The 26,627-nt window shown below is 63.8% G+C and carries 24 protein-coding genes; 14 read left to right on the top strand and 10 right to left on the bottom strand.

Features of this window, described 5'->3' with window-relative positions:
- The first annotated feature begins 125 nt into the window (after window positions 1-125).
- From Uis4E_RS00325 to Uis4E_RS00300, 6 genes are all read left to right on the top strand, one after another.
- A complete protein-coding gene (locus tag Uis4E_RS00325) occupies window positions 126-1,244 on the top strand; it encodes an ROK family protein (RefSeq protein WP_101616319.1) in 1,119 nt (372 codons plus the stop codon).
- Window positions 1,245-1,375: 131 nt separating this feature from the next.
- Window positions 1,376-2,305 carry an ROK family protein gene (locus Uis4E_RS00320; RefSeq protein ID WP_052119032.1) on the top strand — a complete coding sequence of 310 codons (930 nt, stop codon included), beginning with the start codon at window positions 1,376-1,378 and terminating at the stop codon, window positions 2,303-2,305.
- A gap of 412 nt (window positions 2,306-2,717) precedes the next feature.
- Window positions 2,718-4,028 (top strand): sugar ABC transporter substrate-binding protein, encoded by a 1,311-nt coding sequence (locus Uis4E_RS00315; RefSeq protein ID WP_043164773.1) that lies wholly within the window; start codon window positions 2,718-2,720, stop codon window positions 4,026-4,028.
- Window positions 4,029-4,038: 10 nt separating this feature from the next.
- A complete protein-coding gene (locus Uis4E_RS00310) occupies window positions 4,039-4,974 on the top strand; it encodes a carbohydrate ABC transporter permease (RefSeq protein WP_044088999.1) in 936 nt (311 codons plus the stop codon).
- Window positions 4,974-5,843: a carbohydrate ABC transporter permease gene (locus Uis4E_RS00305; protein WP_043164770.1), complete on the top strand. Its 870-nt coding sequence runs from the start codon at window positions 4,974-4,976 to the stop codon at window positions 5,841-5,843. Before Uis4E_RS00310 ends, Uis4E_RS00305 begins: the two co-directional genes overlap by 1 nt.
- Window positions 5,844-5,977: 134 nt before the next feature.
- Window positions 5,978-7,999, top strand: a complete 2,022-nt coding sequence (locus Uis4E_RS00300; protein WP_101616317.1) for a beta-N-acetylhexosaminidase — start codon at window positions 5,978-5,980, stop codon at window positions 7,997-7,999.
- A gap of 123 nt (window positions 8,000-8,122) precedes the next feature.
- On the opposite strand, the gene Uis4E_RS00295 is transcribed toward Uis4E_RS00300, so the two are convergent.
- Window positions 8,123-9,400, bottom strand: coding sequence for a tyrosine-type recombinase/integrase (locus Uis4E_RS00295; protein WP_043164767.1), 1,278 nt, complete (start codon window positions 9,398-9,400; stop codon window positions 8,123-8,125).
- A gap of 389 nt (window positions 9,401-9,789) precedes the next feature.
- Here Uis4E_RS00295 and Uis4E_RS00290 point away from each other — a divergent pair, with 389 nt between their 5' ends.
- Genes Uis4E_RS00290 through Uis4E_RS00275 form a run of 4 tightly spaced genes read left to right on the top strand, consistent with a single transcriptional unit; the run spans window position 9,790 to window position 13,000 of the window.
- Window positions 9,790-10,167 carry a hypothetical protein gene (locus tag Uis4E_RS00290; protein ID WP_044089000.1) on the top strand — a complete coding sequence of 126 codons (378 nt, stop codon included), beginning with the start codon at window positions 9,790-9,792 and terminating at the stop codon, window positions 10,165-10,167.
- Window positions 10,168-10,218: 51 nt separating this feature from the next.
- Window positions 10,219-11,244 (top strand): hypothetical protein, encoded by a 1,026-nt coding sequence (locus Uis4E_RS00285; protein ID WP_101621300.1) that lies wholly within the window; start codon window positions 10,219-10,221, stop codon window positions 11,242-11,244.
- Entirely contained in the window at window positions 11,241-12,311 is a 1,071-nt protein-coding gene (locus Uis4E_RS00280; protein WP_101621299.1) for a hypothetical protein, read from the top strand. Before Uis4E_RS00285 ends, Uis4E_RS00280 begins: the two co-directional genes overlap by 4 nt.
- Before the next feature lie 14 nt (window positions 12,312-12,325).
- Window positions 12,326-13,000, top strand: coding sequence for an ABC transporter ATP-binding protein (locus Uis4E_RS00275; RefSeq protein WP_101621298.1), 675 nt, complete (start codon window positions 12,326-12,328; stop codon window positions 12,998-13,000).
- 50 nt (window positions 13,001-13,050) lie between these two features.
- Here the strand turns inward: Uis4E_RS00275 and Uis4E_RS12115 are convergent, their stop codons facing one another.
- From Uis4E_RS12115 to Uis4E_RS00260, 3 genes are all read right to left on the bottom strand, one after another.
- Window positions 13,051-13,788 (bottom strand): hypothetical protein, encoded by a 738-nt coding sequence (locus Uis4E_RS12115; RefSeq protein ID WP_240542078.1) that lies wholly within the window; start codon window positions 13,786-13,788, stop codon window positions 13,051-13,053.
- On the bottom strand, window positions 13,785-14,489 hold the full coding sequence (locus Uis4E_RS12110) for a helix-turn-helix domain-containing protein (protein ID WP_240542077.1): 705 nt from the start codon (window positions 14,487-14,489) through the stop codon (window positions 13,785-13,787). The genes Uis4E_RS12115 and Uis4E_RS12110 overlap by 4 nt, the downstream gene beginning before the upstream one ends.
- Before the next feature lie 92 nt (window positions 14,490-14,581).
- Window positions 14,582-15,826 carry a tyrosine-type recombinase/integrase gene (locus Uis4E_RS00260; protein ID WP_094667163.1) on the bottom strand — a complete coding sequence of 415 codons (1,245 nt, stop codon included), beginning with the start codon at window positions 15,824-15,826 and terminating at the stop codon, window positions 14,582-14,584.
- Between the two features lie 721 nt (window positions 15,827-16,547).
- Between Uis4E_RS00260 and Uis4E_RS00255 the strand changes: the two genes are divergently transcribed.
- Window positions 16,548-18,488, top strand: a complete 1,941-nt coding sequence (locus Uis4E_RS00255) for a beta-N-acetylhexosaminidase (RefSeq protein WP_101621297.1) — start codon at window positions 16,548-16,550, stop codon at window positions 18,486-18,488.
- An 82-nt stretch (window positions 18,489-18,570) separates the two neighbouring features.
- On the opposite strand, the gene Uis4E_RS00250 is transcribed toward Uis4E_RS00255, so the two are convergent.
- The 3 genes from Uis4E_RS00250 to Uis4E_RS00240 form a co-directional block, all read right to left on the bottom strand.
- A complete protein-coding gene (locus Uis4E_RS00250; RefSeq protein ID WP_101621296.1) occupies window positions 18,571-19,116 on the bottom strand; it encodes a low molecular weight protein-tyrosine-phosphatase in 546 nt (181 codons plus the stop codon).
- 130 nt (window positions 19,117-19,246) lie between these two features.
- Complete coding sequence (locus Uis4E_RS00245) at window positions 19,247-19,915, bottom strand: dihydrofolate reductase (RefSeq protein WP_101621295.1); 669 nt, start codon at window positions 19,913-19,915, stop codon at window positions 19,247-19,249.
- A 44-nt stretch (window positions 19,916-19,959) separates the two neighbouring features.
- Window positions 19,960-20,835 carry a thymidylate synthase gene (locus Uis4E_RS00240; protein ID WP_101621294.1) on the bottom strand — a complete coding sequence of 292 codons (876 nt, stop codon included), beginning with the start codon at window positions 20,833-20,835 and terminating at the stop codon, window positions 19,960-19,962.
- 135 nt (window positions 20,836-20,970) lie between these two features.
- On the opposite strand from Uis4E_RS00240, the gene Uis4E_RS00235 reads away from it, so the two are divergent.
- A complete protein-coding gene (locus Uis4E_RS00235) occupies window positions 20,971-21,384 on the top strand; it encodes an OsmC family protein (protein WP_034525863.1) in 414 nt (137 codons plus the stop codon).
- Between the two features lie 271 nt (window positions 21,385-21,655).
- On the opposite strand, the gene Uis4E_RS00230 is transcribed toward Uis4E_RS00235, so the two are convergent.
- The 3 genes from Uis4E_RS00230 to Uis4E_RS00220 all read right to left on the bottom strand — a co-directional run bounded on the left by Uis4E_RS00230 (window position 21,656) and on the right by Uis4E_RS00220 (window position 24,806).
- Entirely contained in the window at window positions 21,656-22,684 is a 1,029-nt protein-coding gene (locus tag Uis4E_RS00230; RefSeq protein WP_101621293.1) for a universal stress protein, read from the bottom strand.
- 219 nt (window positions 22,685-22,903) lie between these two features.
- On the bottom strand, window positions 22,904-23,650 hold the full coding sequence (locus tag Uis4E_RS00225) for a C40 family peptidase (protein ID WP_101621292.1): 747 nt from the start codon (window positions 23,648-23,650) through the stop codon (window positions 22,904-22,906).
- 139 nt (window positions 23,651-23,789) lie between these two features.
- The gene (locus tag Uis4E_RS00220; protein WP_101621291.1) at window positions 23,790-24,806 is read right to left on the bottom strand and encodes a CHAP domain-containing protein; all 1,017 of its coding nucleotides are present in this window, start codon (window positions 24,804-24,806) and stop codon (window positions 23,790-23,792) included.
- Between the two features lie 322 nt (window positions 24,807-25,128).
- Here Uis4E_RS00220 and serC point away from each other — a divergent pair, with 322 nt between their 5' ends.
- Complete coding sequence (gene serC / locus Uis4E_RS00215; RefSeq protein WP_101621413.1) at window positions 25,129-26,271, top strand: phosphoserine transaminase; 1,143 nt, start codon at window positions 25,129-25,131, stop codon at window positions 26,269-26,271.
- Window positions 26,272-26,330: 59 nt separating this feature from the next.
- Window positions 26,331-26,585 (top strand): DUF2530 domain-containing protein, encoded by a 255-nt coding sequence (locus tag Uis4E_RS00210; protein WP_101621412.1) that lies wholly within the window; start codon window positions 26,331-26,333, stop codon window positions 26,583-26,585.
- The last annotated feature ends 42 nt before the right edge of the window (window positions 26,586-26,627 follow it).

The raw sequence follows: 26,627 nt of genomic DNA, 5'->3' as shown, positions 1-26,627 counted from the left end.
GTTTTCATATTGTCAGTCCCCTGATGGGTGTTATCCTGAAAGCCGTTCGAGGATGACGCCGGGATGTCCGTCCCGATAATGTGATTCCGCATTTTCCGCAATCGTCTCACCCGAGGAGGGCTCCCATGTACGCTAAATCCAATCCCAGCGATGCAAGGGCCAACAACCGCAGACTGCTGTTCCGGCTACTGTTTCCCGACCGGCAGCTGTCGCGCGCCGACCTGTGTAAGGAGACGGGGCTTTCCCGCGCCACCGCTACGGATGTGACCGGCGAGATGATCGACGACGGCCTGCTGAGGGAACTGGGGTCGGGCAGGCGCGACGGCCGGGGCAAGCCGGGCACCCTGCTGGCCATCGACGCGGACGTGCTTCGTCTGGTATGCGTCGATCTGTCCCGCCCGTATGTGATGACCGGCGCCGTGATGGACCTGCGGGCCAGAATCGTGGAGCGCCGCGAACGCGTGCTCGATGATGGCGACCGGGTCAATCTCGACGATGTGCTCTCGCTTGTGGGCCAGATGATCCGGCTTGCCGGTTCGGGGCTCGTCGGCATCGGCGTGGCCGTCCCCGGCGTGGTTTCCGGCGCGGGGAGGGTGATCTCCAGTTCCAATCTCGGCTGGGATGACGTGGAGCTTCGCGACATGCTCGAAGGCGAGTTCTCGTTGCCGGTCCGAGTGGACAACGACGCGAACGCGGCTCTGCTCGCCGACCGCTTCCTCGGGCACGGCAATCCCAACTGTCTGCTCGTGCAGATCACTCGGGGCATCGGCGCGTCGGTGCTGCTGAACGACGAGTTCGTGGAGGGCGATGACCATGCGGCCGGCGAAATCGGCCATGTCGTGATCGATCCCGCCGGCCCTGCGTGCACCTGCGGCAAGCGCGGCTGTCTGGAGACCTACGTATCGGCCATCGCGTTGCGCGACCGCATCCGCCGGAATCCCGAGCGGCGCGCGGACATCCTGGCCGAGGCCGGCGCAAGGCTCGGCAGCGCGCTGGCCATGCCGGCGAGCCTGCTGAACCTTCACGACATCGCCGTCTACGGGCCTCCCGACATCGTCGGCGAGACGCTGCTCGGCGCATGCGGCGAAACCGTCAACTCCTTGTCGCGGAACGACTACCAGAGCAACATACGGGTGCGCCGGTGCGAGCTCGGCGACGACGCCACCCTGCGGGGGCAGGCGGTCTCGGTTCTGCGCGAGATCGTGGGCAGGCGCGGGCTGTCCGCGGCGGCGGCCTCGTCCTGATGGATGCGGCCGCCGTCGCAGGGCGCGCATGTCGTGGTGTATCATCGCTTCCCGAATCCAATATGTAAGGATTTCGAACATAATGATCGGCGGACGAAAGAGAAGTCCGTCCAACGGGAACGGAGATTGCCATGATGATGAACGGCGGCGGCGCGACGGAAATAGAGAACCTGCGCGTCGGAGTGGATGTCGGGGGAACGAAGATCGAGGCGGTGCTGACCGACGCGGCCGGCGCCATCCTCGCGTCCGGACGCAGGACGGCCCGAAAGGGCGGCAATGAGGTCGTGGAGGACGTGGCCGCCATCGTGCGGCAGGTGGCCGGCATGAGGTTCGGTGATGTGAGATCGGTGGGCATCGGCATCCCGGGGTTGGTCCACCGAGACACCGGGCAGGTGGAGAACGTGGTCAATCTCGGAATCGAGAAACTGGAGCTCGGGGGCCGCGCGTCCGGCGTGCTCGGTCTGCCCGTGTGGGTGGACAACGACGTGAACGCCGCCGCGCTGGGAGCCTATGGGACGCTTCCCGAACGGCTCCGTCAGGGAAGGATGGCGTTCGTCAACCTGGGGACGGGGCTGGCGGCCGGATTCGTCCGCGCCGGTCTCGTCGAACGCGGCGACACGGGCGCCCTCGGGGAGATCGGCCACCTTCCGGTGGATTCCAACCGCGTGGCATGCAAATGCGGCCAACGCGGATGTCTGGAGACCGCATGCTCGGGAGGGGCTCTGCGACGCATGTGGCCCATGGCGGATCCTCCGCTGCCCGACATCCTCGCGAAGGCCGCAGGAGGCGATGCCGAAGCCGGGCGGGTTCTCGGCATCCTGCTGCATGCCCTCGCCGACGTCGTGCAGATCGTCGCCCAGGGCGAGGACCCTTCGGTCATCGTCATCGGGGGCGGCGTCTCGCGCGTCGGCTCCCCGTTGCTTGACGCATTGCGCGGGGAACTGCGCAGGCGGGAATCCTCCAGCGGTTTCATCGCGGGTCTGCGCCTGACGGAACGTCTGCGGCTCGCCGACCCGTCGATTCCGATCGGCGCGCTCGGTGCATCCCTCATCGCCTGCTGACCGCACTTCCCGATGCAACGCCCCCCTTCGGCGCGTCGGGCCGAATGCCGCGCGTTCCGTCAGGTTTCGCCAAGCAAGGCCGTAGCATGCCCCTTATTTTGTTCGACTGACTTGCAAAAAAGATAAAGGCGTCATATCCTTGGCTATCAAGGAGGTTGAAACCAACTAAGGGAATTAAGCAAGGATGACTAACAAAATTCTGGTCATTCATGCCGTGATGTCATGTCGAGGAACGATGTGACATCACGTTCCCAGGCGCTGTTTCGGGCGCCGGCGACGGCGTCCGAAACAGCATCGTCCACGCATGGCAGCGCGGGCGGATACGGACCCGGGACCGTCGTGCGCAGCGGCACGTCGCGCCATTCCTCCGAACGGCGGCGTCGGGCAGGCATTCCAGGAAAAGGAAACCACCATGAGAACGAAGAGGATTTCCGCGGCCATCGCCTTGGCGGCCGCGTCAGCGCTCACCCTGTCGGGATGCTCGATGGGAGCCCCGTCCGGCGGATCGCAGCAGGATGCGTCCGCGGGCGGCAAGCTGACGGTGTGGATCATGCAGGGCGACCAGAGCGAGGACACCATCAAGGCGATCAACGAGCGGTTCACCAAGGAGACGGGCGTCAAGGTCGATGTGCAGACCCAGGTGTGGGCCGACATCAACACGAAGGTGACGACCGCGCTGTCCACGGACACGCCGCCGGACGTTATCGATCTGGGCAACACGCAGGTCGCCGGGTTCGCCGTGAGCGGCGGCCTGCTGGATCTGACGGACAAGGCCGACGATATGAGGCAGGGGCACACCTGGCTGTCCGGTCTTGAGGAGCCCGCCACCATCGACGGCAGACTGTACGGCATCCCCGCGCTGGGGGCCGCCGGCGCCGTGATCTACAACAAGAAGATGTGGTCCGCGGCCGGAATCGACAATCCGCCGAGCACGTACGAGGAGCTTGAAGCCGACCTGCAGAAGCTCCGGGACGCGAACACCGACAAGGACTTCTCCCCGTTCTACATGCCCGGCCGCGATTGGAAGTCGGCGGCACGGTGGATCTGGGATGCCGGCGGCGACTTCGCCGAGCAGCAGTCGGACGGAACCTGGAAGAGCACCCTGTCGAGCGACAATTCGCTCAAGGGCATCGACCAATGGCTGGAATTCCAGCACAAGTGGTCCTCCGAGGCGTCCCGTTCGCTGGATACCGGCAACCCCGACTTCAGCCAGCTGCTGGCCGAAGGCAAGACCGGCGCGATCCTGAACAACAGCGCCGGCATCCGCACCATCCAGCAGTACAACCCCGACCTCACGACCGACGATCTGGGATCGTTCCCCATGCCCGGCGCCAGCGGCAAGCTCCAGCCGGCGATGATGGCCGGCTCGGTATGGGGCGTCGCCCAGAAGAGCAAGCGTCAGGAGCTGGCGCTCAAGTGGATCAAGATCGCCGCGAGCCCCGAGATCCAGAAGGACTACGTGTTCGCCAAGGACGGGTGGATGCCCAACTACGTCGAAGGCCTCGACGAGGTCATGAAGTCCGCGGACTTCCCGTCCTACCTGACCGGCTTCTTCGAGTCGGCGAAGAACACCAAGGCCACGCCGGCGTCACCGCAATGGCTGACCATCGAGAACGACAGCTCCCTGAACTGCTTCGGCGACATCGCCACCGGCGCCACCACGGCCAAGGCCGCGGCCAAGTCGTTCGACGAGCATGCGGACTCCCTGTACGCGAAGAAGTAGGGGAAGCGTGATGAGCAATGCGCAATCGACGGCTGCCGCCGTCCCCGTGGTGAAGCGGCGTCGCAATCTGACGCCCCTGTGGCTCCTGACACCCGCCGGCGTGATCATCATCGCGCTGGTCGTGGTGCCGTTGATCTTCCTGGTCTTCACGTCGTTCACGGACTTCAACCAGAAGACCCTGTTCACGGGCTCGTTCAACATCGTCGGGTTCGACCAGTACGAGAACGTGCTGACCGACCCGGAGTTCTACAAGTCGCTGGCCCGCACGTTCGGGTTCGCTGCCGCCCTCGTGGCCGGCAGCGTGCTGATCGGCATGGGCGTGGCCCAGCTGATGACCAAGCTGGGGCCGGTGATGCGCTGGCTGGTCACGTTCGTGCTGATCTTCGCGTGGGCCATGCCGAACGTCGCCTCGTCGGTGGTATGGAAGTGGCTGTTCCAGCCGGGGTACGGCGTGGTCAACTGGCTGCTGACCCAGACCCATTTGTTCGGGGACGTGACGAACCTGTCGTGGACCGACAACACGTGGCTCGCGTTCCTGGAGATCTGGCTGCTGGTCGTCTGGCAGGCCGTCCCGTACATCGCGATCAACCTGTACGCGGCGACCACGCAGGTGGACAAGTCCTGCCTTGAGGCGGCCCAGCTGGACGGCTGCTCGAAGCTGCGCTGCTACTGGCAGATCACCGTGCCGCTGATCAAGCCGAGCCTGATGGTCATCACGATGCTGTCGGTGATCTGGGACTTCAACGTGTTCAACCAGATCTGGCTCGTCTCCCAGGGAGGCCCCCGCGAGACGACCGCGACGATCGGCATCTTCACCTACAAGAAGGCGTTCGTGTCGTTCGACATCGGCACCGGCGCCGCCGCGAGCGTGCTGGTCACGCTCATCCTGCTCGCCCTGACGAGCGTGTACATCCGATACCTGCTCAAATCCGGGGAGGACCTGTGATGACCACCGCAACCATAACCTCTGCCGCGCCGCGAGCCAAGCGCAGCCTTTCCTCACGGCTGCGCCGCATCGGCACGATCGTGTTGGCCGTCGCGTTCTGCATCGTGTGGATCTTCCCGGTCTACTGGATGTTCGTCACGTCGATCAAGCCGCGCAACCAGATCATGACCGCCACGCCCGTGTTCTGGCCCGCGAAGCTGTCGATCGACAACTTCATGGTGGCCGTCACCCAGACGTCTTTCCTGACGAACCTGAAGAACAGCGTGATCGTGACCGCCGTGTCGATCGTCCTGTCGATCGTCCTCGCGTTCTTCGCGTGCGCGGCCCTGACCCTCTACCGGTTCCGCGGCCGCAAGGCGATCATGGTGTTCGTGCTGGCCATCCAGATGACCTCGGGCGGCATCATCCCGCAGTTCATCATCTTCAACCAGTTCGGCCTGCTGAACAAGTACAGCGGCCTGATCCTCGCGTACATCGCCATGGTCCTGCCGTTTGCGATCTGGAACATGCGCGGCTTCTTCCTCAACATCCCGAAGGACATCTTCGAGTCCGCGGCCGTTGAGGGGGCCAACGACTGGCAGATCCTGTGGAAGATCACCTTCCCGCTGGCCGCGCCCGGCATCGTGTCCACGTCCGTGTTCGCGTTCATCAACGCGTGGAACGACTATATGACCGCTTACACGTTTATGAAGGATCAGGCGAAGTATACGTTGCCCGTGTGGCTCTCCTCGTTCTCCACGCCCACCATGGGCACCGACTTCGGCGGGCAGATGGCCGCATCCGTTATCTTCTCCCTGCCCGTCGTGATCTTCTTCATGATCATTCAAAGGAACATCATGAAGGGCGTCACCACGGGAGCCGTCAAATAACCCAACCGAATCGATCGGCAGCATGTGCGGTGTCGGGACCATATCCGCGAAATGGCCTCGACACCGCACTGCCATCTCAGGGCCAAACGAACCTCACAACAATCCTTAGCGATATGCCAAGAAAGGAACTTCCCATGAACGGCCAAATACTCCTGCAAGGATGGACCATCATCCCCACGCCGCAAACCATGCAGCATAAAGCAGGCATCGCATTGCTGCCAATGTGCGGACGAATCAACGAAGCGCGCACGGTCGGTGACGATCGGCATATACTCGCCGCACAACTCATCGACGACATCCGCGCAGCCACCGGATTGGAATGGGACATCGCGACGGGCGACCGCTGGCCGGGATTCATCACCCTGACCATACTTGACAATCCCCATGCACACCCGTCCGGCTCGTATACGCTCGATGTCACCCCGGATGGCGTGACCGTCGCGGGCGTGGACTTCGAGGGCGTGCGCAACGGCGTGCAGACCCTGCGCCAGCTCATCCGCCAATGCGGCGCCGCCCTGCCCCTCCTGCACATCGAGGACCGGCCCGCCTTCGAAACGCGCGGCTACTACCTCGACGTCACCCGCGGGCGCGTCCCCACCCTCGACTGGCTCAAACACTGGGCCGACAAACTCTGCCTCTACAAGTACAACCAGCTCCAGCTCTACGTCGAACACACCTTCCGCTTCGACGGCATGAGCGAGACATGGCGCGGCTCCAGCCCGCTCGCCCCGCGCGACATCCTCGACCTCGACGACTACTGCGCCGAACGGGGCATCGAGCTGGTGCCGTCGGTCTCCACGTTCGGTCACCTCTACATGGCCCTGCGCACCCGGAGCCTGCGCGATCTCGGCGAGTTCCCCGAGACCGCCGACGAACCGTTCGGATTCATCGACCGCATGCGCCACCACACATTGAACATTAGCGACGAACGCGCCTTCACTCTGTCATGCCGGCTCATCGACGACTACCTGCAATTGTTCCGCTCCGACAAGTTCAACATCTGCGCCGACGAGACCTTCGACCTCGGCAGGGGTCGTTCCAAGACCTTCGCCGAGGAGATCGGCGTCGCCGCCATGTACGTCGACTACGTCACCCGCCTGTGCCGCCACCTCGAAGCCCAAGGCAAACAGCCGATGATGTGGGGCGACATCGCCCTCGAACACCCCGAGATCCTGGAGCGCCTCCCCGAAGCCGTCACCCTGCTCAACTGGCAGTACGACCCGCAGGTCACCGACGAGAAGGTCCGCACCGTCGCCCAATCCGGCGCCACACAGATCGTGTGCCCGGCCGTATGGTGCTGGAACGCGCTCCTGCCGCGCATCGACGACGCCTGGAACAACATCACCCGCATGGCCCGCTACGGCACGCAATACCAAGCGGCAGGCATGCTCGTCACCGACTGGGGCGACCTCGGCCACGTCAACGACCCGCGCATGGCCATCCCCGGCATGATCATCGGCGCACAGGAATCCTGGAACCCCGGGCGCATCCCCGACGAGACCGACATGCTCCGACGCATCTCCCGACTCGAATACCACGACGCCAGCGGAGAACTGCTTGATATCCTTGCTCGCGCAAGCCATGCGGCCTGCTTCCAATGGAACCACCTGATCACTTGGCTGGAACTTGATGACGGACGGGGCGGCGTCAACACCGGTGTCCTGCAAACCATCCCAGGACTGCTGCCGGAAAACGAACGACCAGACGATGTGATCCGCGCCCTTCAGGACGGAAGCCGGGCACCGTCACTTGTGGAATCCCGACGGATGCTGCTCCGCTATCTGAAGCACCACATCTCGCTCGGTGAAACCGCAGATCACCTTCTGCAGACCAGCGCCCGTCGAATCTCCGCGATCACCGCGACCGCAGGACCGCGAATCGCAGGAAACGCCGCTGAATTCCGCGTAGCCATCGAGGGGCAACGACTGTTGAACCGAGTTGGTCTCCAGCTTGCGTCCGATGTCGGGGTCATCGACTCTTTGCAGTCAAGTGCCGCATCTCAGCATGATGATACGGCGCGTCTTGCCGAAGCGCTGGAAATCTGGATGGAGGCGTATGCGGCGCAATGGAGTACTCTCAGCCGAGACTCCGAACTTCGTCGGCTGCAAGATACGGTGTGGGAGTTAACGGACTATCTGCGCTTCCAATCCGTCTGATGCTGCGATTGTGAGACTTCGACCAGTCAGAGACCGAAATGCCGTGAGGGACCAGATTCAGATCCCTCACGGCATTTCCTATATGAAGGTGAGTCACGTATCGCGATGGTGCATCACTTTGGTCTAGGACTCACGCCGCTGAATGTCGCTCATAAATGATTCGGCAAGCTCGTCAACCACTTGACTCTGATGTGAGGCGACGGTGAGCTGGTAGTACCGGATAGCCACCTTCTCACTGACGTGTCCCAATTGATTCATGACTTCCCGCAACGTTCCACCCTGAATCATGAGTAATGTTGCATGGCTGGCTCGTAATGCCTGGAATGTCAGATCAGGGCGTCCTGCTTTCAGCCGGGCCTTGGCGAACTGGCCGTCCAGCGTTGTCTGGGACATGATTCTTGCACGTTTGGGCACGAACACCGGCGAATCCGGTCGTGTCAGATCGCAGTAATCAGAAAGGTGCTGTCGAATAAGAGGAATCAGGGTATCCGGGATGTGTACGTTCCTGATGCTGGATTCCGTTTTCGTCTTACCGAATTGGAGATCCCCTCTGTCAGCGTCACCGCGATTCACGGAGTGCCGGACATGAAGTATCTGCCTGTTCAGATCGATGTCTTGCACCTGAAGCCCACATAGTTCACCACATCGCAGACCACCCACTAAAGTCGAGAGGAATACGGACAGTCTGGTGTAATCGGGCATGGCGTCAGCCAGCAGGATCAGTTCGGAAGGAGTCACCGGCGGTACATTGATGCGGGCGGGCTGTGGCGCTGGCGGAATATGGAATATGAAGGGATTGAAGGACAGCAATGGCTCCGAACCGTCCAATCCGCCACGGGTGGCTGACTCCAGTACCGCCTTCAGTCGCATGCATGAGCGTCGGAACGCCCACCGTCCTTCCGGGTGAGGCGCATCATACCAAGCCTTGATAATGGACGGAGTGATCTCGTTAAGCGGCAGGTCCCCAAGACTTGGCAAAAAATGGCCAATGTCCAGATAAAGATTGCGACGCGTGCCACCGGCGATACCATTGCCGTCGGGCAGCCGGTATTCCTCGGCCCATCGCATCACATAGTCGCGGAACAGCATATTGCGTTGTGTCCGGCTCTTTTCCGCGACGGCTTTTCGTCGGCTTCGTTCCGTTGGATGAACCCATTCGGCGATGCCGTTACGATGGAGACTGACAAGATACTTTTCGGCTTCCAACCACCTACGGGCTTCGAGCTCCTGATCCGGCTTGAACTGGCGTTGGACGCGTTTGCCAGGTTCTAATGGATTCGGATATCGAACCTGCCATGCGATTAGCATGCCGGTTCCGTCATAACGGGCCAGCACGGTTCCCCACTTGCTTCGCGGAGGCTTCTGCGGATGGTTTCCATGGGAATGCCTGATTTTCGGCATATTGATCTCCCTCGATCGCGAAAAGGCGCACCCTGCGTGCGCCTTGTGGGGAGATTGAAACCAAAAACCAGTGTAGGCAGATATGCTGAAAGAACCGTTGTTTGTTTTTGTCATCCAGAGATGACAAAAACAAACATAATCGGCCTTAAGCGGGTTATAGAAGCAGCTAGTTGTATCTCTCCCTTCCCGCGATTGACGTATTGCAAGTCATCTCTAGATGTCAATAACTCCTTTTCTGATTGCTTCTCTCTCGCTTGGGCAGAAGACTGAATCTTGCAAGATGAAGTCATAGGGCTTCGACACCTAGCAGAAAGGAAAGTAATTACCATCTAGTTTTTACGTATGCCTTTACACATTCCAAATTTCCCAACAAAAACAAAGGAGTAATCATGATTGTGCGAAAGAAATTTACGGCAATTGTCCTTGCGACAATTCTGGGTATAACTGGCATCGCATTGCCCTCTACCGCTTTTGCCGGCGGTCCGAATTATGGTCGCACATGGGAAAGCAGCATTGGCGGCATCAAGGTGAATGGCTATGTACAGATTCAGGCCTCCTATAATGATGGCGGGCGTCACGCGCGTCGCGGATATCAGCGCTTCACCCGACAGGCCGGCCCCAGTCTGGATACCGGACGCCTGTATACATCAGCTGCTTCCTATTCAGGAGACACTCAGGTTCGAAGCAGGACGGACTCCGTCTGGGATTCCGTATTGTGGGGCGATAAGTACGTCACGCACTATTACTGGGGCGTTGAATACTTCTGACGCATTTCTTATTGCACCCATCTAGAAATACCGTGATTGGAAAGATACGGAATGCTAAAAATTACCCATCATCTAAAGATTTTTTCTACATCCATTTGCGCAATATCGTTGCTGTTGGGTGTGTTGTCTTCGTTTCTTGCGTGGGCTGTGTACTGGAGCGTTCTTGATTGGCGTGGCTCGCAGTGGGGCATGTCCGATGCGCGGACGCAACTGGTGCTGACCGCTTCGGCGGATGCCGAGCACGACGACGGGAAGAATCTTGAGGCGACGCGTGATCTGGCCGAGTATCTTTCCGGTCACGGTATTTCCCTGTTGGAGGGTTCCGTGGGGGACGGTTGGCCGGCGATCGTGTTCCAGTCGTCGGGGTCCTCCATCGGATGGGCCGATGCGCTTCCGCGCGGATGCCGGGACATGGACAGTCGCATGGCTTGTGTGATCGAGTCGTCGTTCTCGGCCGGCCAATGGCGCGAGCATGGGGATGCCCCGCTGCTGCCCCAGGGGTTTTCCGTCGGCGGCGTCGCCAGGGTTCCGGGGGTGAACGTGGGCGGCAATCTGCAGTATGTGCTCCCGTTGGGGGCGGTTCCCTTGTTTCCCGGCAGCGTGTATGTGAACACGAGCGACCCGCAGCGGCTCCGGGAGATCTCGGACCTGTTCGTGCGCTGCGGCATGGACGTGACGCAGCCGCAGGCGCAATCGTTGTGGTCGTCCCTTGCCGGTGATTCCTTCGTGGGCATCACCTTGCTGTTTCTGGTACTAGCGTTGGTCTGCGCCTGCGTGTGCGTCATGACGATGGAGACGGCGAGGAAGGCGGACCTGCATGTCAGACGGCTGTTCGGCGCCACCGGCAGGCAGGTGTGGGCGGGCCGGGTGCGCGAGGCCGTTGCCCCGATCGTGGCCGGCGTGCTGGCAGGAACGATGTTGAGCGCCGTGCTCATCACCGTGGTGTCGGGCAGGACCGGCATCGGCCCGGCGGCCGCGTTCGCCGCAGCTTTTATCAGCGGCACGGTCCTGACGGCGCTTGTGACGGCGTTGGCTGAATGGCTCGGCATACGATCGAATGACGAGGTGGAACGATGATCCATGAACTGATGACCGGCGTCCGCATGGGATTGAGGCGATGGGGATCGATTCTCGGCATCACGCTGCTCGTCGTCTTCGCGGGAAGCGTGTTCACGATGACGCTCAGCGATGTGCTGACCGAATCCAGCGTGATCAGCGGCGAGGCTCGTCTGCGGGCCGCCGACGCGGTCACGTTCTCCCCGCAATACCTCCTGCAGTCCCCGAGCAAGACGAGTCCCAAGGTGACGGATAGTTTGCGGGACATGCTGGAACAGGGCAGGGGGTACGCCGCGATCGTCAACAACGTCGAGATCGACGATCCCGATTTCGCCAACGGCATACCGGCCATCGTCCTGATGGGCAACGTCGATGACGTGTTCCCCCGGCTGGGCCTGTGCTCCCACGCGCCCTGCGCGTCCATCGGCTACCGGGTGGACCGGGCGCAGGCACCCGACAGCGTGCATATCGCCGGCGTCGACGTCAAGGTAACCGGCACGCTGCCGGCCTCGGCGGCCATATTCGACCCGAACACCGCCGGCATCAACCTGGACCGGACCATCGTCATCCGACTCGACCCGGGCTCATTGAACCGGCTCAACGACATCGAACTCGAAGAGGCGGTGACCAAAACGGTCATGTTCAACCCATCCCGAACCCAGCTCGACAGTTTCATCACGGGAAGCCGCGACGCCGGCCTGATACTCGTGCCGCACCGGCTGAACACGGAACAACCCCAACGCGACAGGGATCTCATCGTGCGCGCGCTGATGTACCTACTCGGACTGTCCGCCTTCCTCGCGCTCACCGTCATCGTGATCATCCGGACACTGTCCGTGACCCTCGCACGGGAACGGCCGTCGATGCTCGTCCGCCGGCTCTACGGCGCCACCGCCGTAGACGAGGCGATTCGCGTCGCCGGACTCATCCTCAGCATGCTGCTGCCCGCCGCCGTGGTACTGGCATGCTTCCAGCTGATAGGGGAACCGGTGGCCACCGCATCCCGGACGATGATCGCCGTCATCCTCGCCATGGCGGCCCTGGTCTGGACGATCGCCGCACGACGCGCAACCACACACATCCAATGAAAGAAGCACCGACCATGCCACAGACGACCATAGACGCCCGAAACCTGACCAAACGATACGCCGACGGGCAGGCGCAGCTCCTCGCCGTACACGACATATCCCTGCAGGCCATGCCCGGGGAGTCGATCGCCATCATGGGACCGTCCGGATGCGGCAAATCCACCCTGCTGCGCATGATCGGCCTGTCCATGAAACCCACCTCCGGCTCCCTGCTCCTGCAAGGACTCCCGGCACCGGAAAACGACAAGGACCGTTCCGCATGGCGCAACCGCATGTTCGGCTTCATCCCGCAGGACTACGCGATCCTCGAAGACGAGCCCGCATGGGCCAATGTCGCCATCCCCATGGAATACGCGAAACCCGGAATCAAACGCGCCGAACGCAAGCAACGCGCCACGGCCGCTTTGGAACAAGTCGGACTCGCCGGCAAGGCACGACGCATGCCCAGGCAACTGTCCGGCGGCGAAAGGCAACGCATCGCCATCGCCAGGGCGACCGTGATGCACCCCGCCATCATCATCGCCGACGAACCCACCGCAGCACTCGACACGCACACCGCCGACACCATCATGACCATGCTCCTCGCGCAATGCAGGCAAGGCGCCACGCTCATCCTCGCCACCCACGACCCACGCGTCGCAGCCCAATGCGACACCACCCTCACCATGCGAGACGGCGCATTCATCTGAAGGTTTTCGCAAGGTACAACTGGATCTGCAAGAAAAGGAATTGCCGACAATTACCATGTGGCGAGCGTTTCAATAGTGTCGAGCCCGTCTTGACGGTGTGATTCATCGAGGTTGTCCCAGTACGGGGAATCCTCGATGAGCTTGTCGTGCAGGAGTCTGATGCGTTTGCGGTCGGTGCCGCTGTGCAAGCGTGCGAGCTCCGCATCGGGATCCGGGATGAGGGATGCGAGCATGGCTGCATCATAGAGGTGACGGTCACCGTAGCCGGCGTGGTCGGCGCTGTAGGCCGCGCTCTTGAGTATCAGCGCGCCGAGCAGGTCCGGGATGCGAACCACGACTTCGGCGCCGTCCTTGTCATCGATGAGTTGGACCTGCATGCTGCGTTCCACTGCCTGCGCGCCGCCCGGCATGGATAGCACCGGTGTGCCGGCGATGGTCGCGTCAGCCCCAAGGAACTTGGGAAGGTGATCGGCGACCAGCAGGTCCACGACGTCGCCGTTCGGCGCGATCATGCGGGTCGTGTATCCGGTCAGCGTGCCCGGCTGCGTCTCGAACCCGCGAGAGGTGAGAATGCCGCGCAGTCTGGCGATGCCGCGTCGATCCGCCATGAGGTCGGCGAGCAGGTCGGCATCGGTGGTGGGTCGTGCTGTCAATCCGCCCATGATGGCGTGCAGCTGGACCATGAGCCCGCCCGTAAGCAGCCATGATTCCGGGATGTTCGCCGCGGCGACCGCGTACACGGTATTCCACGGATGGCCCGTGTTGGGGATGCGGATTGTCGGAATCATGCCTGATGCTCCTTGCGATGATATTCGTCGATCAGCTGTTGAAGGGTTTCCATGCCGGCGCGGCGTTCTCTCGGGTCGTTGGATTCGGCCAGGTCGGCCGCACGTACGCCGAGAGGCATAGGGCCCTCACCGGCGGGAAGATCGTCGGTGACATGGAGCCGTACCCGGACCGGAGTCGCGCCTTGCTTCAACCGGCATTGCCGAATGGCGTCGTTCAGAGCATCGGCGGTGACGTAGCCTTCCACCACGTCTGTGGCGGTCAATTGGAACGAGGCGGCCAATGCTCCGGTGGCGGCGGAGGGACGGATGAGGGTTTCGACCTTGTCGAGGTTGGAGTCCCTGCACCAGTATTCGACCGTCGTCGCACGCCTGCGCGCGAGACGGGTCAGATTCTCCGCATCCATCTGCCTCAGGTATCCCCTGAGCCGGTATCGCTGCTGCCGGCCCAGCCATGGCGCGTCGAGCCCGCTGAGCATGTATAGCGCCCCGAACGCCATGTCTGGTGAATAAGGACGCCCATCCGCACCCTGCCACTGTGCTTGGCGACGTACGGAATCCTCCGTAATCAGCGAGCCGCCTCCCACGGAAAGAGATTCAAGCCGGCCAGCAGCGCGAAGCGCGCTGACCCGTCGCTCGCTCACTCCGAGCCTACGGGCGACTTCCCGCCGTGTGAGCAGCGTCCGATTCGTTCTGATAGCCATATTCCTATTGTATACAGAACTATTCCAGATTGGGAATAGTTCTGTATACACCGGGCAACAGGGCGTCTCAATCCGTATTCGTCTGCATGTGGTCATTGCGCTGCTTTGATGAAGTCTTCGGCGAGTTGGTTGACGATCTGGTTGCGGTGTCGGGCGACGATGCGCTGGTAGTGCTTGATGGCGACCTTCTCGCTGACGTGGCCGAGTTCGTCCATGACTTCCCGCAGAGTGCCGCCCTTGAGCATGAGCAGGGTCGCGTGGCTCGCTCGCAGGGATTGGAAGGTCAGGTCGGGGCGGCCGGCTTTCTCCCTGGCTTTGCGGAACTGGGCCTCCAGGGTGGTCTGGCTCATCACCGAGGCTCGTCTGGGGCGGAAGACCATGGCTTCCGGGTCCGTCCATTCGCAGTGCCTGAGCAGGTGGTCGTGAATCAGGGGAACGAGTCCGTCGGGGATGGGCACGGTGCGCCGGCTGGAGTCGGTCTTGGTCCTGGCGATGCGTGTCGAACCGCGATCCGCATAGCCCCTGTTGACGGAATGTCGCACGGTCAGGCGTTTGGCCTTCAGGTCGATGTCCTTGATCTGCAGGCCGCACAGCTCGCCGCAACGGAGGCCTCCGACGAGCGTGGCGAGTATCACCGCCAGTCTCGTGTAGTCGGGCATGTTCTCCGCGATCAGCTTGAGTTCCAGCGGCGTGACCGGTGGAACGTCCTCCCTGGCGGATCGTGGCGCGGGTGGTATGGGCAGGATGAACGGGTTGTCGCGGATCAGCGGCGGGGAGCCGTCCATACTCATCTTCGTGGCGCTGGCGAACGCCGCCTTCAGGCGCATGCATGAGCGGCGGAACGCCCATTGCCCCTCAGGGTGCGGCGCGTCGTACCAGCGTTTGATGTCCTTCGGCGTGATCTCGGTCAGGAGCTTGCCCTTGAAGCCCGGCATGAAGTGCGCGATGTCGAGATACAGGTTCCGGCGCGTGCCGCCGGCTATCCTCTCGCCGTTCGGCAGCCGGTATCCTTCCGCCCACCGGGTCACGTAATCCTCGAACGAGATCAGGTTCGCGCGCTTCCTGCGGCGGCGTTCTGACGGATGGACCCATTCCTGGATGTTCTTGCGATCCAGTTCCACCAGATGCCGTTCCTCTTCGAGCCACTGGTGCGCCTCGTGCTCCATGTCCGGCTTGAACTGACGCTGGACCTTCTTGCCCGGTCGTTTCGGGTCCGGGTACCGCACCTGCCAGGCGACGAGATTGCCTGCGGTATCGTAGCGCGGCGTCACGGTGCCGAACCTGCTCCGCCGCCCCGGCGACGGCCCCATACTGTCCTTCTTCGTCCTCGCGGACATGATGATGCTCCTTGTGCTGAATCCAAGATCGATGGCATGGCATAACGGCCTCGGAAAAATGCCACCAAAAATGCCACCAAGTGGCCGAATACGCTCTCAGTGAGCCATTGCACCTAAAAATGCACCTCTAGTGCCTTAGGCCTTGCAATCATTGAGGTTTAGGCTGATTCGATCACTCGTCACAGGTCGTTTCGACCATCAGCCGCATGAAGATGACGATAAGGAGCAACACTGCTTGCGTGTCTATTGGAAGAAAGCGGGAACCGTTGCTATGATTGATTTTGTAAGTAATGAAGGTAAATTTATTTGCCCCCGGAGTGGTGGAGATGGACCTGTACGACGCTGGGCCGTATCCCCCTCTCTGGGGGTACAAGGCCAAGACCGGCGGAATCCCAACGATTCCGCCGGTCTTTTCGTATGGTTTTGATACAGGTTTGCCACGAGTCCCGCGTTCTGGACGGATTTTGGACGGCGACTCGTAACATCAGGCTGGCACCACTCCCCACCTACGGACCGCCAACACGTTTCTTAGGTACATCGTGCGTTTCTTAGGTAGGTATCTCCCGAGACATAGGCCTCAGATTCCACGATGACGTCGGTATACCGGACGAGGACGTACCTAAGCAGCGTGGCATGTACCTAAGAAACGCGCATGACGGCATGCATCCGCGTCTTCGATACCCGTGGGACAATGAGTGGGTACGCGAAGCGAAGGAGCCTCATGGACGACGACACGACCACGACGACGCGGGAGACCCCACACACGACGACATGGCACATCATCCCCACGCCGCGCACCCTGCGGCGCGACGCAGGCGTCACATTGCTGCCGCTGAACGGCCGCGTCAACGAGTCGCGAACCGTCGGCGACGACCGGCACGTACTCGCCATGCAGCTCGTCGACGACATCCGCGACGCCACGGGCCTCGATTGGGGCATCGCCACCGGCGACCGGTGGCCGGGCTCCATCACCCTCACCGTCGCGGGCCTCACCACCGCCGACACGCGCGCCCCCGCCACCGCGCCGACCGCCCCCGGCGCATACACGCTCGACATCACCGAACACGCCATCACCGTCACCGGCACCGATTCCGAGGGCGTGCGCAACGGCGTGCAGACCCTGCGCCAACTCATCCGCCAATGCGGCGCCGCCCTGCCCCGCCTGCACATCAAGGACCAGACCGCCTTCGTCACGCGCGGCTACTACCTCGACGTCACCCGCGGCCGCGTCCCCACCCTCGACTGGCTCAAGACCTGGGCCGACAAGCTCTGCCTGTACAAATACAACCAGCTCCAGCTCTACGTCGAACACACCTTCCGCTTCGACGGGATGAGCGAGACTTGGCGCGGCTCCAGCCCGCTCGCCCCGCGCGACATCCTCGAATTCGACGACTATTGCACCGAACGGGGCATAGAGCTGGTCCCGTCCGTCTCCACGTTCGGGCATCTCTACATGGCCCTGCGCACGCACACATTCCGCGATCTCGGTGAGTTCCCCGAAACCGCCGACGAGCCGTTCGGGTTCATCGACCGCATGCGCCACCACACGCTCAACATCAGCGACGACCGCGCCTTCGACCTGTCCACAAAGCTCATCGACGACTATCTGCAGCTGTTCCGCTCGGGCAAATTCAACATCTGCGCCGACGAGACCTTCGACCTCGGCAGGGGCCGCTCCAAACCCCTCGCCGAGCGGATCGGCGTCGCCGCCATGTACGCCGACTACGTCACCCGCCTGTGCCGCCACCTCGAAGCCCAGGGCAAACGGCCGATGATGTGGGGCGACATCGCCCTCGAACACCCTGAAATCCTGAAACGGCTCCCCGAAACCGTCACCCTGCTCAACTGGCAGTACGACCCGCAGGTCGACGACGGGAAGATCCGCACCGTCGCCGAATCCGGCGCCACGCAGATCGTCTGCCCGGCCGTATGGTGCTGGAACGCGCTCCTGCCGCGAATCGACGACGCGTGGAACAACATCACCCGCATGGCCCGCTACGGCACGCAATACCAAGCCGAAGGCCTGCTCGTCACCGATTGGGGCGATTTCGGCCATGTCAACGACCCGCGCATGGCCGTCCCCGGCATGATTGTCGGCGCACAGGAATCGTGGGCGCCGGGGCGCATCGCCGATGAGACCGACATGCTCCGTCGCATCTCGCGCGTCGCATACGGCGACATCGACGGCACGCTGGTACCGTCGCTCGCCGCGGCGCGACGGGCGACGCTGTTCGGTTGGGACGATCTCGTCACGTGGCTGGAGACCGGCATGCCCGCACTCGCCGACGCGCGGGCGCGCGGCATCGTCGCGGGATTCGACGCCGCCGACGCGACGTTGCGCGAGTGCGCCGCGCGTCTCGCGACGGCGCTTGCGCGATCGCGCGCGGCGGACGCGGCGGCGGCGTTCCGCATCGCCGTCGACGGTCAGCGGCTGCTCAACCGCGTCGGCCTGCGGCTCGCGCGGATGTGCGACGGCGACGACGCGACGCATGCCGGCGACGCGACGCTCGCCGCGGCGCTGGAATCGTGGATGGAGGCATACGCCGCGCAATGGCGCACGGTCAGCCGCGAGTCGGAGCTGCGGCGCGTCGAGGATGTGATATGGAGGACGGCCGACGCGATGCGGCAATCCCAGCATCACCCACATCCCATGGTGCGGTGAAACTCCCATGGTGCGGTCGACGAAAACGGCTTGATTCCGCCGTTATGGAGATTGTGTGTTACCGCACCATGGGAGTGGGGGGCTACGCGTCGAGGCGCTTCGCCACCCAGTCGACGATGTAGGGGGCGACTTCCTCGATCTGATCGATGGCGACCTCGAACTCGTGCGGGCCGCCGTACCACGGGTCCACCAGGTCGATCGTGTCTTCGCGGCCGGCCGGCGGCTTCGGCAGGTTCGGGTCGAAGCTGCGGTACATGTGGACCTCGGCGCGCTTCGCCGGTGGCAGCATGCGCAATAATGCGCGCATGTGCGAGGCGGTCATCGGCAGGAACAGGTCGGTGCGGTTGATCTCGTCGCGGCTGATCCGATGCGCGAAGTGGTCGCGCGGGATCTCGTCGCCGTAGCCGCGTTCGCGCAGCACGTGCACGGCGCGCGGGTCGATCGGGTGGCTCCACTCCTCGTCGGAGACGCCGCTGGACTCGACGTCCACGCGGTCGGAGAGGCCACGCTCGTCGAAGTAGTGGCGCAGGATGATCTCGCCCATCGGCGACCGGCAGATATTGCCGGTGCACACGGTCATGACGGTGTACTTCTTCTGCTTGCGGTCCTTGCCGCGTTCCTCGGCCATGGCACGCTCCTTACGCTGGTCCGGTATCTGATATCGACGGACAAGGATTGTACCGGCACAACGAGAAGAGCCTCCCGCGCGGCAAGGTGCGGGAGGCTCTTCGGAAAGGTCGTCGCGGACGGTGCGGACGTCAGCGCGCCGAACGCACGTACTTGATGAAACGGTAGCGTGCGATGCCGGATTCCGGCTTCTTCGGCTCCAGCCACGGCGAACGGTCGGCGACCTGCCAGCCGGCGTGGTCGTCGTCCGCGAGCGCGGCGATGTCGGGCGCGTACGTGTCGGCGTCCACGGCCGCGTCGAGCAGGGTGACGAACACCTTGTTCGCCTGCGGCAGCGCCTCCTCGAACAGCTGTGCGCCGCCGATCACCCAGATCTCGGAACGGTCGAGGCCGTCGTCCGGGATCGCCTCCTGGCGGGCCAGGTCGAGCGCATCCTCCAGACTGTCGACCACGGTCGCGCCGGGCGCACGATACTGGTGGTCATGGGAGACGACGATGTTGTCGCGGTTGGGCAGGGGCCTGTAGCGCAGGTCCAGCGACTCCCAGGTGCGACGACCCATGATCACCGGGTGCGAGACGGTGAGCTCCTTGAAATGCTTCATATCCTCGGCGAGATGCCACGGCATGCCGCCCTCCAGGCCGATGGCCCCCGCACGACCTTCCTTGTCGCGGGCTTCGGCCCAGATGAGGTTCACCGAGAACGTCTTGGGGAAATCGTCGCCCCAGTCCTCGGTCTCGTCGAGCCCGGCGTCCCCGGGCTCGGGTTCGTGATAGCCGCTTCGGCTACTGTCATGCTCCATTTCGGACTCCTTGAGTGGGATTGGACTGGAACAGAAGTGTAATGTCAGACGGCGACGGGCGCCTTGATGGTGGGGTGGTGGCGGTAGTCGAGGATGTGGAAGTCCTCGTATTCGTAGTCGAAGATCGAGTCGGCCTTGTCGATCGCGATTTTCGGGTACGGGTACGGCTCGCGCGACAGCTGTTCGAGGACCTGCTCGATGTGGTTGTCGTACACGTGGCAGTCGCCGCCGGTCCACACGAACTCGCCGGGCTCCAGGCCCGCCTGCTGCGCCATCATCAGGGTGAGCAGCGAGTAGGAGGCGATGTTGAACGGCACGCCGAGGAACATGTCGCAGCTGCGCTGGTAGAGCTGGCAGCTGAGCTTGCCGTCGGCCACGTAGAACTGGAAGAGCGCGTGGCAGGGCGGCAAGGCCATGTGCTCGACCTCGGCCGGGTTCCATGCGGAGACGATCATGCGGCGCGAATCCGGGTGATGCCTGATGAGGTCCATCACGTTGGCGATCTGGTCGATCGTGCGGTTCGGGTCGTCCGGCGTGGGGGCCGGCCAGCTGCGCCACTGCACGCCGTAGACCGGGCCGAGGTCGCCGTTCTCGTCCGCCCACTCGTCCCAGATGTGCACGCCGCGCTCCTGCAGCCAACGCACGTTCGAGGAGCCTTTGAGGAACCACAGCAGCTCGTAGGCGAGGCCCTTGAAGAACACGGTCTTCGTGGTGAGCAGCGGGAACGTGCCGTCGGACAGGTCGAAGCGGATCTGCTGGCCGAACAGGGAGATCGTGCCCGTGCCGGTGCGGTCCGACTTGAGCGTGCCTTCGGTGAGGATCCGGCGCACGAGATCCTCGTACGGGGTGGGCACGTCCGTCTCGGGACGGGCGGGGATGCGGGTGCGGATGTCAGCGAGTTGTTCCGGGGTCAAAGCCATGGGCACCAGTGTAGCGTGACCCCCTCAGTCGGCTTTGCGGCGGATGGCCGTTTGCGGCGAAGACGACGGTTTTCGGCTAGATTGGAGATGGTCGCGACGCGACAGGCGCGCCGCACGGATAGACGAGGAGTCATCATGGCCAAGCGACTGTGGGTCGAGCGCAACAAGGACGGTTCGTGGGACGCGTTCAGCGAGGACGGCGCGCACATCAAGTTCGGCAAGGATCGTGGCCAGTTCACGCCGGGCGATCTGATGAAGATCGCGCTGGCCGGCTGCGCGGCGCTGTCCAGCCAGTTCGCGATCGAGCATACGCTGGGCGAGGGCAAGGGCGCGAAGATCGTCGTCGGCGGCACCTATGACGCGGACAACGACGCGTACATCAACTTCGACGAGCAGGTCGTCGTCGACGCGACCGGCTCGGATCTGAGCGACGAGGACGCGGCCAAGCTCAAGGAGCGCATCACCCGCCACATCGACAAGGGCTGCACGGTCAAGCACACCTACGTGCAGGAGACCCCCGTCCGCATGGAAGTGACGATCAAGAAGTAAGGCGGACGAAAGCGGCCCTCTGACGAGGGACTGTAAGCAGGACGGACGAAAGGGCCCCCGCTGGCGGGGGCTGTCGTGTGGAACACGACTGGGGGTGGTCAGAGGCTTGGCTTCGACCACCCCCAGTCAGCTTCGCTGACAGCCCCCGCCAGCGGGGGCAAGTTATATGGCCGGCCCCGATCACCGCCGGCGGGGGGCGAATCATATGACCGCCTCCCGATCACCGCCGGCGGGGGCGAAATATATGGTCATGCGCGGCGCGCATGGCCTTTCAGTGTTCGGGGTCGATGGTCTTTTCGATCTGCTGGACGACCTCGGGCTCGGCAGGCTCGACCGGGACCTCCTTGACGCCGCTGATGTCTTCGAGCGGCTTCGGCTTGACCTCGGCCGGCGAGCTCGGCACGGTGTCGAGACGGCTCTCCGCCGCCTCCACGTACTTGCGCGGCACGACGTAGACCGGGCCGACCGAGTGCTGCAGCAGCCCCTGGCTGGTGGAGCCGAGCAGCAGGCCGGTGAAGCCGCCGCGGCCGCGCGAACCCACGACGACGACGTCATGGTCGTAGCTGGCCTTGGTGAGCGCATCGACGGCGGAGCCGGGCACGATGCGCTTCTCGATCTTCAGATCCGGATACTGCTCCTCGAGCGGCTTGACGCGCGTCTCCAGATCGTCCATGAAGGAGGCGTACACCTCGTCGTCGGCACCCTTGCCCTGCGGCGCGGCGGAGATGACGTCGAGCTCGGCGCCCCACGCGTGCGCGAAGGAGGCGGCGATGTCGAGGGCCTTCAAGCCCCACTTGGACTCGTCGGAGCCGACCGCCACCTTGGTGATCGTGTTGTTGAGGTGCATGAGGTTGCCGTCGTCGTCGGTGTAGGGCACGACGACGATCGGGCAGTACGCGTAGGCGGGCAGCGACGAGGATGTGGTGCCGAGCAGACGCTCCGCGAGTCCGCCCTTGCCGCGGTTGCCGATGACGATGAGGTTGTAGTTGCGCGACAGTTCGACGAACACGGACGCCGGGTCGCCGGTCACGATCAGCGTGGCCGCCTGGACGCCCTGCTCGTCGGCGATGGCCTTCGCCTTGGACAGGATCTCCTGCGCGTCGGAGTGGGCCGCGTTGTCGTCGCCCATCGCGGTGTACGTGGCGTCGAAGCTGACGGCCGCGTAGCTGGGCAGGGAGTACGCGCAGACGATCTGCAGCGTGAGTCCCGCATGCTTGGCGTAGTTCGCCGCCCACCAGGCGGCCTTGTAGCTGGCATTCGACCCGTCAACGCCGACGAGTATGGCCTTGTCGTTGATCATGACGACCTCCTTGAGTTATACGCGATGCCGTCATGCCGTTGGCGACATCGCCCCCTGTGCATCCCACAATACCCCGTCGCGGGCGGTTATCGCGTGTCATCCGCGTGAAATACTTCACTCGTGTCGCAACGCGTTTCTCCCCCGTTTCCCCGTAGAACGCAAAACGCGCCTCCCCGGCGGGGAGACGCGTTTCGTCAAGAAATGAAGCGTGAGCCGGAATCAGCCGACGCGACGGATGGAGTAGCTGGAACCGCCGAAGGACCAGCTGACCGGGTTGGTGCGGATGCCGTAGCCGTAGTTCTCGGCGTCCACGACCATGCCGTTGCCGATGTAGATGGCGGCGTGGTTCGCGTTGGCGATGATGTCGCCCGGCTGCGCCTCGGCGAGGCTCGGGACGGCGACGCCGACGGTGGCCTGCGCGCCGGAGGTGCGGGGCAGGGAGATGCCGTTCTGACCGAAGACGTACTGGACGAAGCAGGAGCAGTCCATGTTGTACGGCGGGTTGCAGCCGCCGTAGACATAGCGGTCGTCGGCGGCGATGGCGAGGCCGAGCGCCACGATGCCCGCCGCGTTGCCGGTGGCGGCCGGCAGGTTGGACGTGTCGAAGGACTCGCGGGTCGCGGAACGGCTGGCGGCCTGGGTCTGGGCCTGGGCGGCCTTCTCAGCGGCCTTCTCGGCGGCCTCCTGCTGGGCCTTGGCCTCGGCGTCCTTCTCGGCCTGCGACTTGGTCTGCGGCACGTTCAGGGACTCGATGCCGCCCCAGTTGGAGTCGGACTCCACGTCGGTGGAGGTGGACTCCTTGAGGAGGTTCTTGCGGGCGGTCGTGGTCTTCGGGAACGAACGCTCGGAGGAGACCACGGCGGAGTTCTGGTCGGCGGCGGTGGCGGCCGGCGCGACGGCGATGAACGTCGCGCAGGCGGCGATGGCCGCGGTGAATGCGATTACGGTTTGCTTCAAATTCTTCATCGGAACCTTACGGTAGCACCCGGGGTGGCCCCGGGATATGGATTGTCCATGGCCCTGAGGGAAATCAAGGGCGACACGCCGGTGAATGACGGATATCTCACAATCCGCCGCAAATGGCGGATGTGAGCGGGAACACGAATCAGTAGTGGATGTATTCGAAGTCGGAGACGTTCGTGTAGGTCTTCGAGTAGGTCTTGCCGTTCATCACGGAGCCGCACTCGGAGGTGACGATGGAGCCGTCGGCGTTGATCTTCTCGACGATGGCGACGTGGCCGTAGGTCGAGTCGGTGCCTTCCTGGCCGGCGCGGAAGACCATGATGTCGCCCACGTGGCGCGGGGTGTTGTCGACCCAGTAGCCGAGGGCGCGCGCGGAGTTGGCCCACATGTTGCCGTTGCCCATGTGCGAGCCGACCGGAAGGCCGAGCTCGTGGCGGCGCACGTACACCCACCAGGTGCACTGGCTGAACTCGTAGGCGTTGCCGATGTCGCCGGTGGCGTGGTTCGGGTTGAAGCCGGCCGGCAGGAGGCTGCCGTCCTGGTCCATGAGCTTGGCGACGTTCTCGTTGTTGGCGAGGGACTTGGACATCTGCTTGGAGTCGATCGCGGTGTCGGCGTCGCCGAGCGACCAGGAGCCCTCGTTCGAGGTCTGCTGGGTCTGCACGTCCGCGTCGGACTGCTGCTGCGTGGAATCGCCCGCCACGGTGCTGGACGCGGTGTCGTCCGTGGTGCCGGTCAGCGGGGTGCGCACGTCGGAACGGGACGCGGCGCCCTTGACGGCCTGGATCTGCGTGGTCGTCGTGGCCGCGTCGGCAGTGGTGAAGGAGACGCCGTCGTCGGACGGGCTGGCGAAGGCCACCGCGGTCGCCGCGGTGCCCGCCAGAGCCGCGAGGGACGCGGATCCGACGATGAAGTTACGACGCTCGGCCGCACGGGCCGCCTCGCGGATGGCGCGGCGCGACATCGGCGCGAGTTCGTTGAGCTTGCTGGCCACCGCCTCGTCGAGACCGAGCACGGCGCCGTTGTTCCCCGCCATCTGCATGGCGATCACGTTGCCACGCGTGTGGGTGCCGCGGGATCCGGAGAACAGTCCCAGCAGGCTGTTCGATCCGTTGCCCTTGGCGGTGTTTCCGGCCGCCTTGTGTGCAGCATGCCTCATACAGTATCAGCTCCTTGGTGGGTTGGGAGGGTACCTCTGCAGACGGCACCCTTCACCGTCACAATTCGCCACCCTACAACGACCCCCTCCCTCAGGCAAACCCCCTAGGGGTGTCGAACCGGTTCGACACCGGTTCGACACCGGCATGACGCATGCACGACGCCATCACATGCCGGCCACCACGCGTTCACCATACGGCCGTCCATGCGGCCATCCACGCGATCCTCCATGCGATCCGACGCCGTATCCGCGATGCGGTCACCAGCGGCCGATATATGGAGACCCCGGCCACCCGGCCGCGCGATTGGCTAGGGTGGTGCGCATGGCCAATTCAGTGAACATCCCCTCCGACATGCTGCCCGAGGACGGCCGATTCGGCTCCGGGCCCAGCAAGATCCGCCCCGAACAGGTCGCCGCGCTCGACGCCGGCGCCACCACGCTGCTGGGCACATCCCACCGCCAGACCCCGGTGCGCCAGCTCGTCGGCTCGATTCGCGAAGGCCTCGAATCCTTCTTCCACGTGCCGGACGGCTACGAGATCGCGCTCGGCAACGGCGGCGCCAGCTGCTTCTGGGAGATCGCCTGCGCCTCGCTCATCACCCGCCGCGCCGCATACGGCGCCTACGGTTCGTTCAGCGCGAAGTTCGCGGCCTCCGCCGCCGCGGCCCCGTTCCTCGAGGATCCGGCCGTCTACAAGGGAGAACCCGGCACGTACCGTCTGCCGGAGTTCACCGAGGACGTGGACGCCTACTGCTGGGCGCACAACGAGACCTCCACCGGCGTCGCCGCCCCGGTGCGCCGCGTCGAGGGAAGCGTCGAACAAGGCGCAATCACGCTCGTCGACGGCACGTCCGCCGCCGGCGCGCTGCCGGTCGACGTAAGCCAGACCGATGCCTACTACTTCTCCCCGCAGAAGGCGTTCGGCTCGGACGGCGGCCTGTGGGTCGCGGTCCTCTCCCCCGCCGCCGTCGAACGCGCCGCGCGCGTCGAGGCGAACGCGGGACTGCCCGGCGCGAGCCGCTGGGTGCCGCCGTTCCTGTCGCTCACGAAGGCGCTGGACAACTCGCGCAAGGACCAGACGCTCAACACGCCCGCCGTGGCCACGCTCATCATGATGGAGAACCAGGTGCGCTGGCTCAACGACAACGGCGGCATGGACTGGGCGACCGCCCGTTGCGCCAAATCCGCGTCCATCCTCTACTCGTGGGCGGAGCGCTCCGACTACGCGAAGCCGTTCGTCGCCGACGAGGGCGCGCGCTCCCACGCGGTCGTCACCATCGACCTGGACGACGCGGTCCCCGCCTCCGAGGTCGTGGCCGCGCTGCGCGAGAACGGCATCGTCGACACGTCCGGATACCGCAAGCTCGGCCGCAACCAGCTGCGCGTCGGCGTGTTCCCGTCCGTCGAACCGTCGGACGTCGCCGCGCTCACCGCGTGCATCGACTACGTCGTCGCACGCCTGTGACGAGCCCCTCTGACGCATGGCATGTGCGGCGGGCATGCGGTAAGGTGGTCGCTGTGAAATTGCGATTCGCCCCGATACTCGACCCCGCGGTGCGCAGGCCGGCGCCCAAACCGGTGCGCGTGGACCTGCGCACCGTGTTCCTCATCGGCACCGGCCTGTGGTGCGTGGCGCTAATCGTGTGCTTCATCCTCGACGCGCTCGGATTCGACGTCGCCACGCCGCTGATCGTCTGCGCGGCGGGCGTGGTCGTCGGCGTGCTCATGCTCATCTGGGAGCATTTCGACCGCTGGGACTACCGGCGTCTCGGCCAGTAGTCCTTCCGCTCCCGCTGGCGGGGGCTGGCTCGCGAAGCGAGA

Origin of the sequence: Bifidobacterium parmae (genome assembly GCF_002860365.1) — a bacterium.
Lineage (GTDB): Bacteria > Actinomycetota > Actinomycetes > Actinomycetales > Bifidobacteriaceae > Bifidobacterium > Bifidobacterium parmae.
The sequence above is the reverse complement of the archived record's forward strand: the minus strand, read 5'-3'. Positions and strand labels throughout refer to the sequence as shown.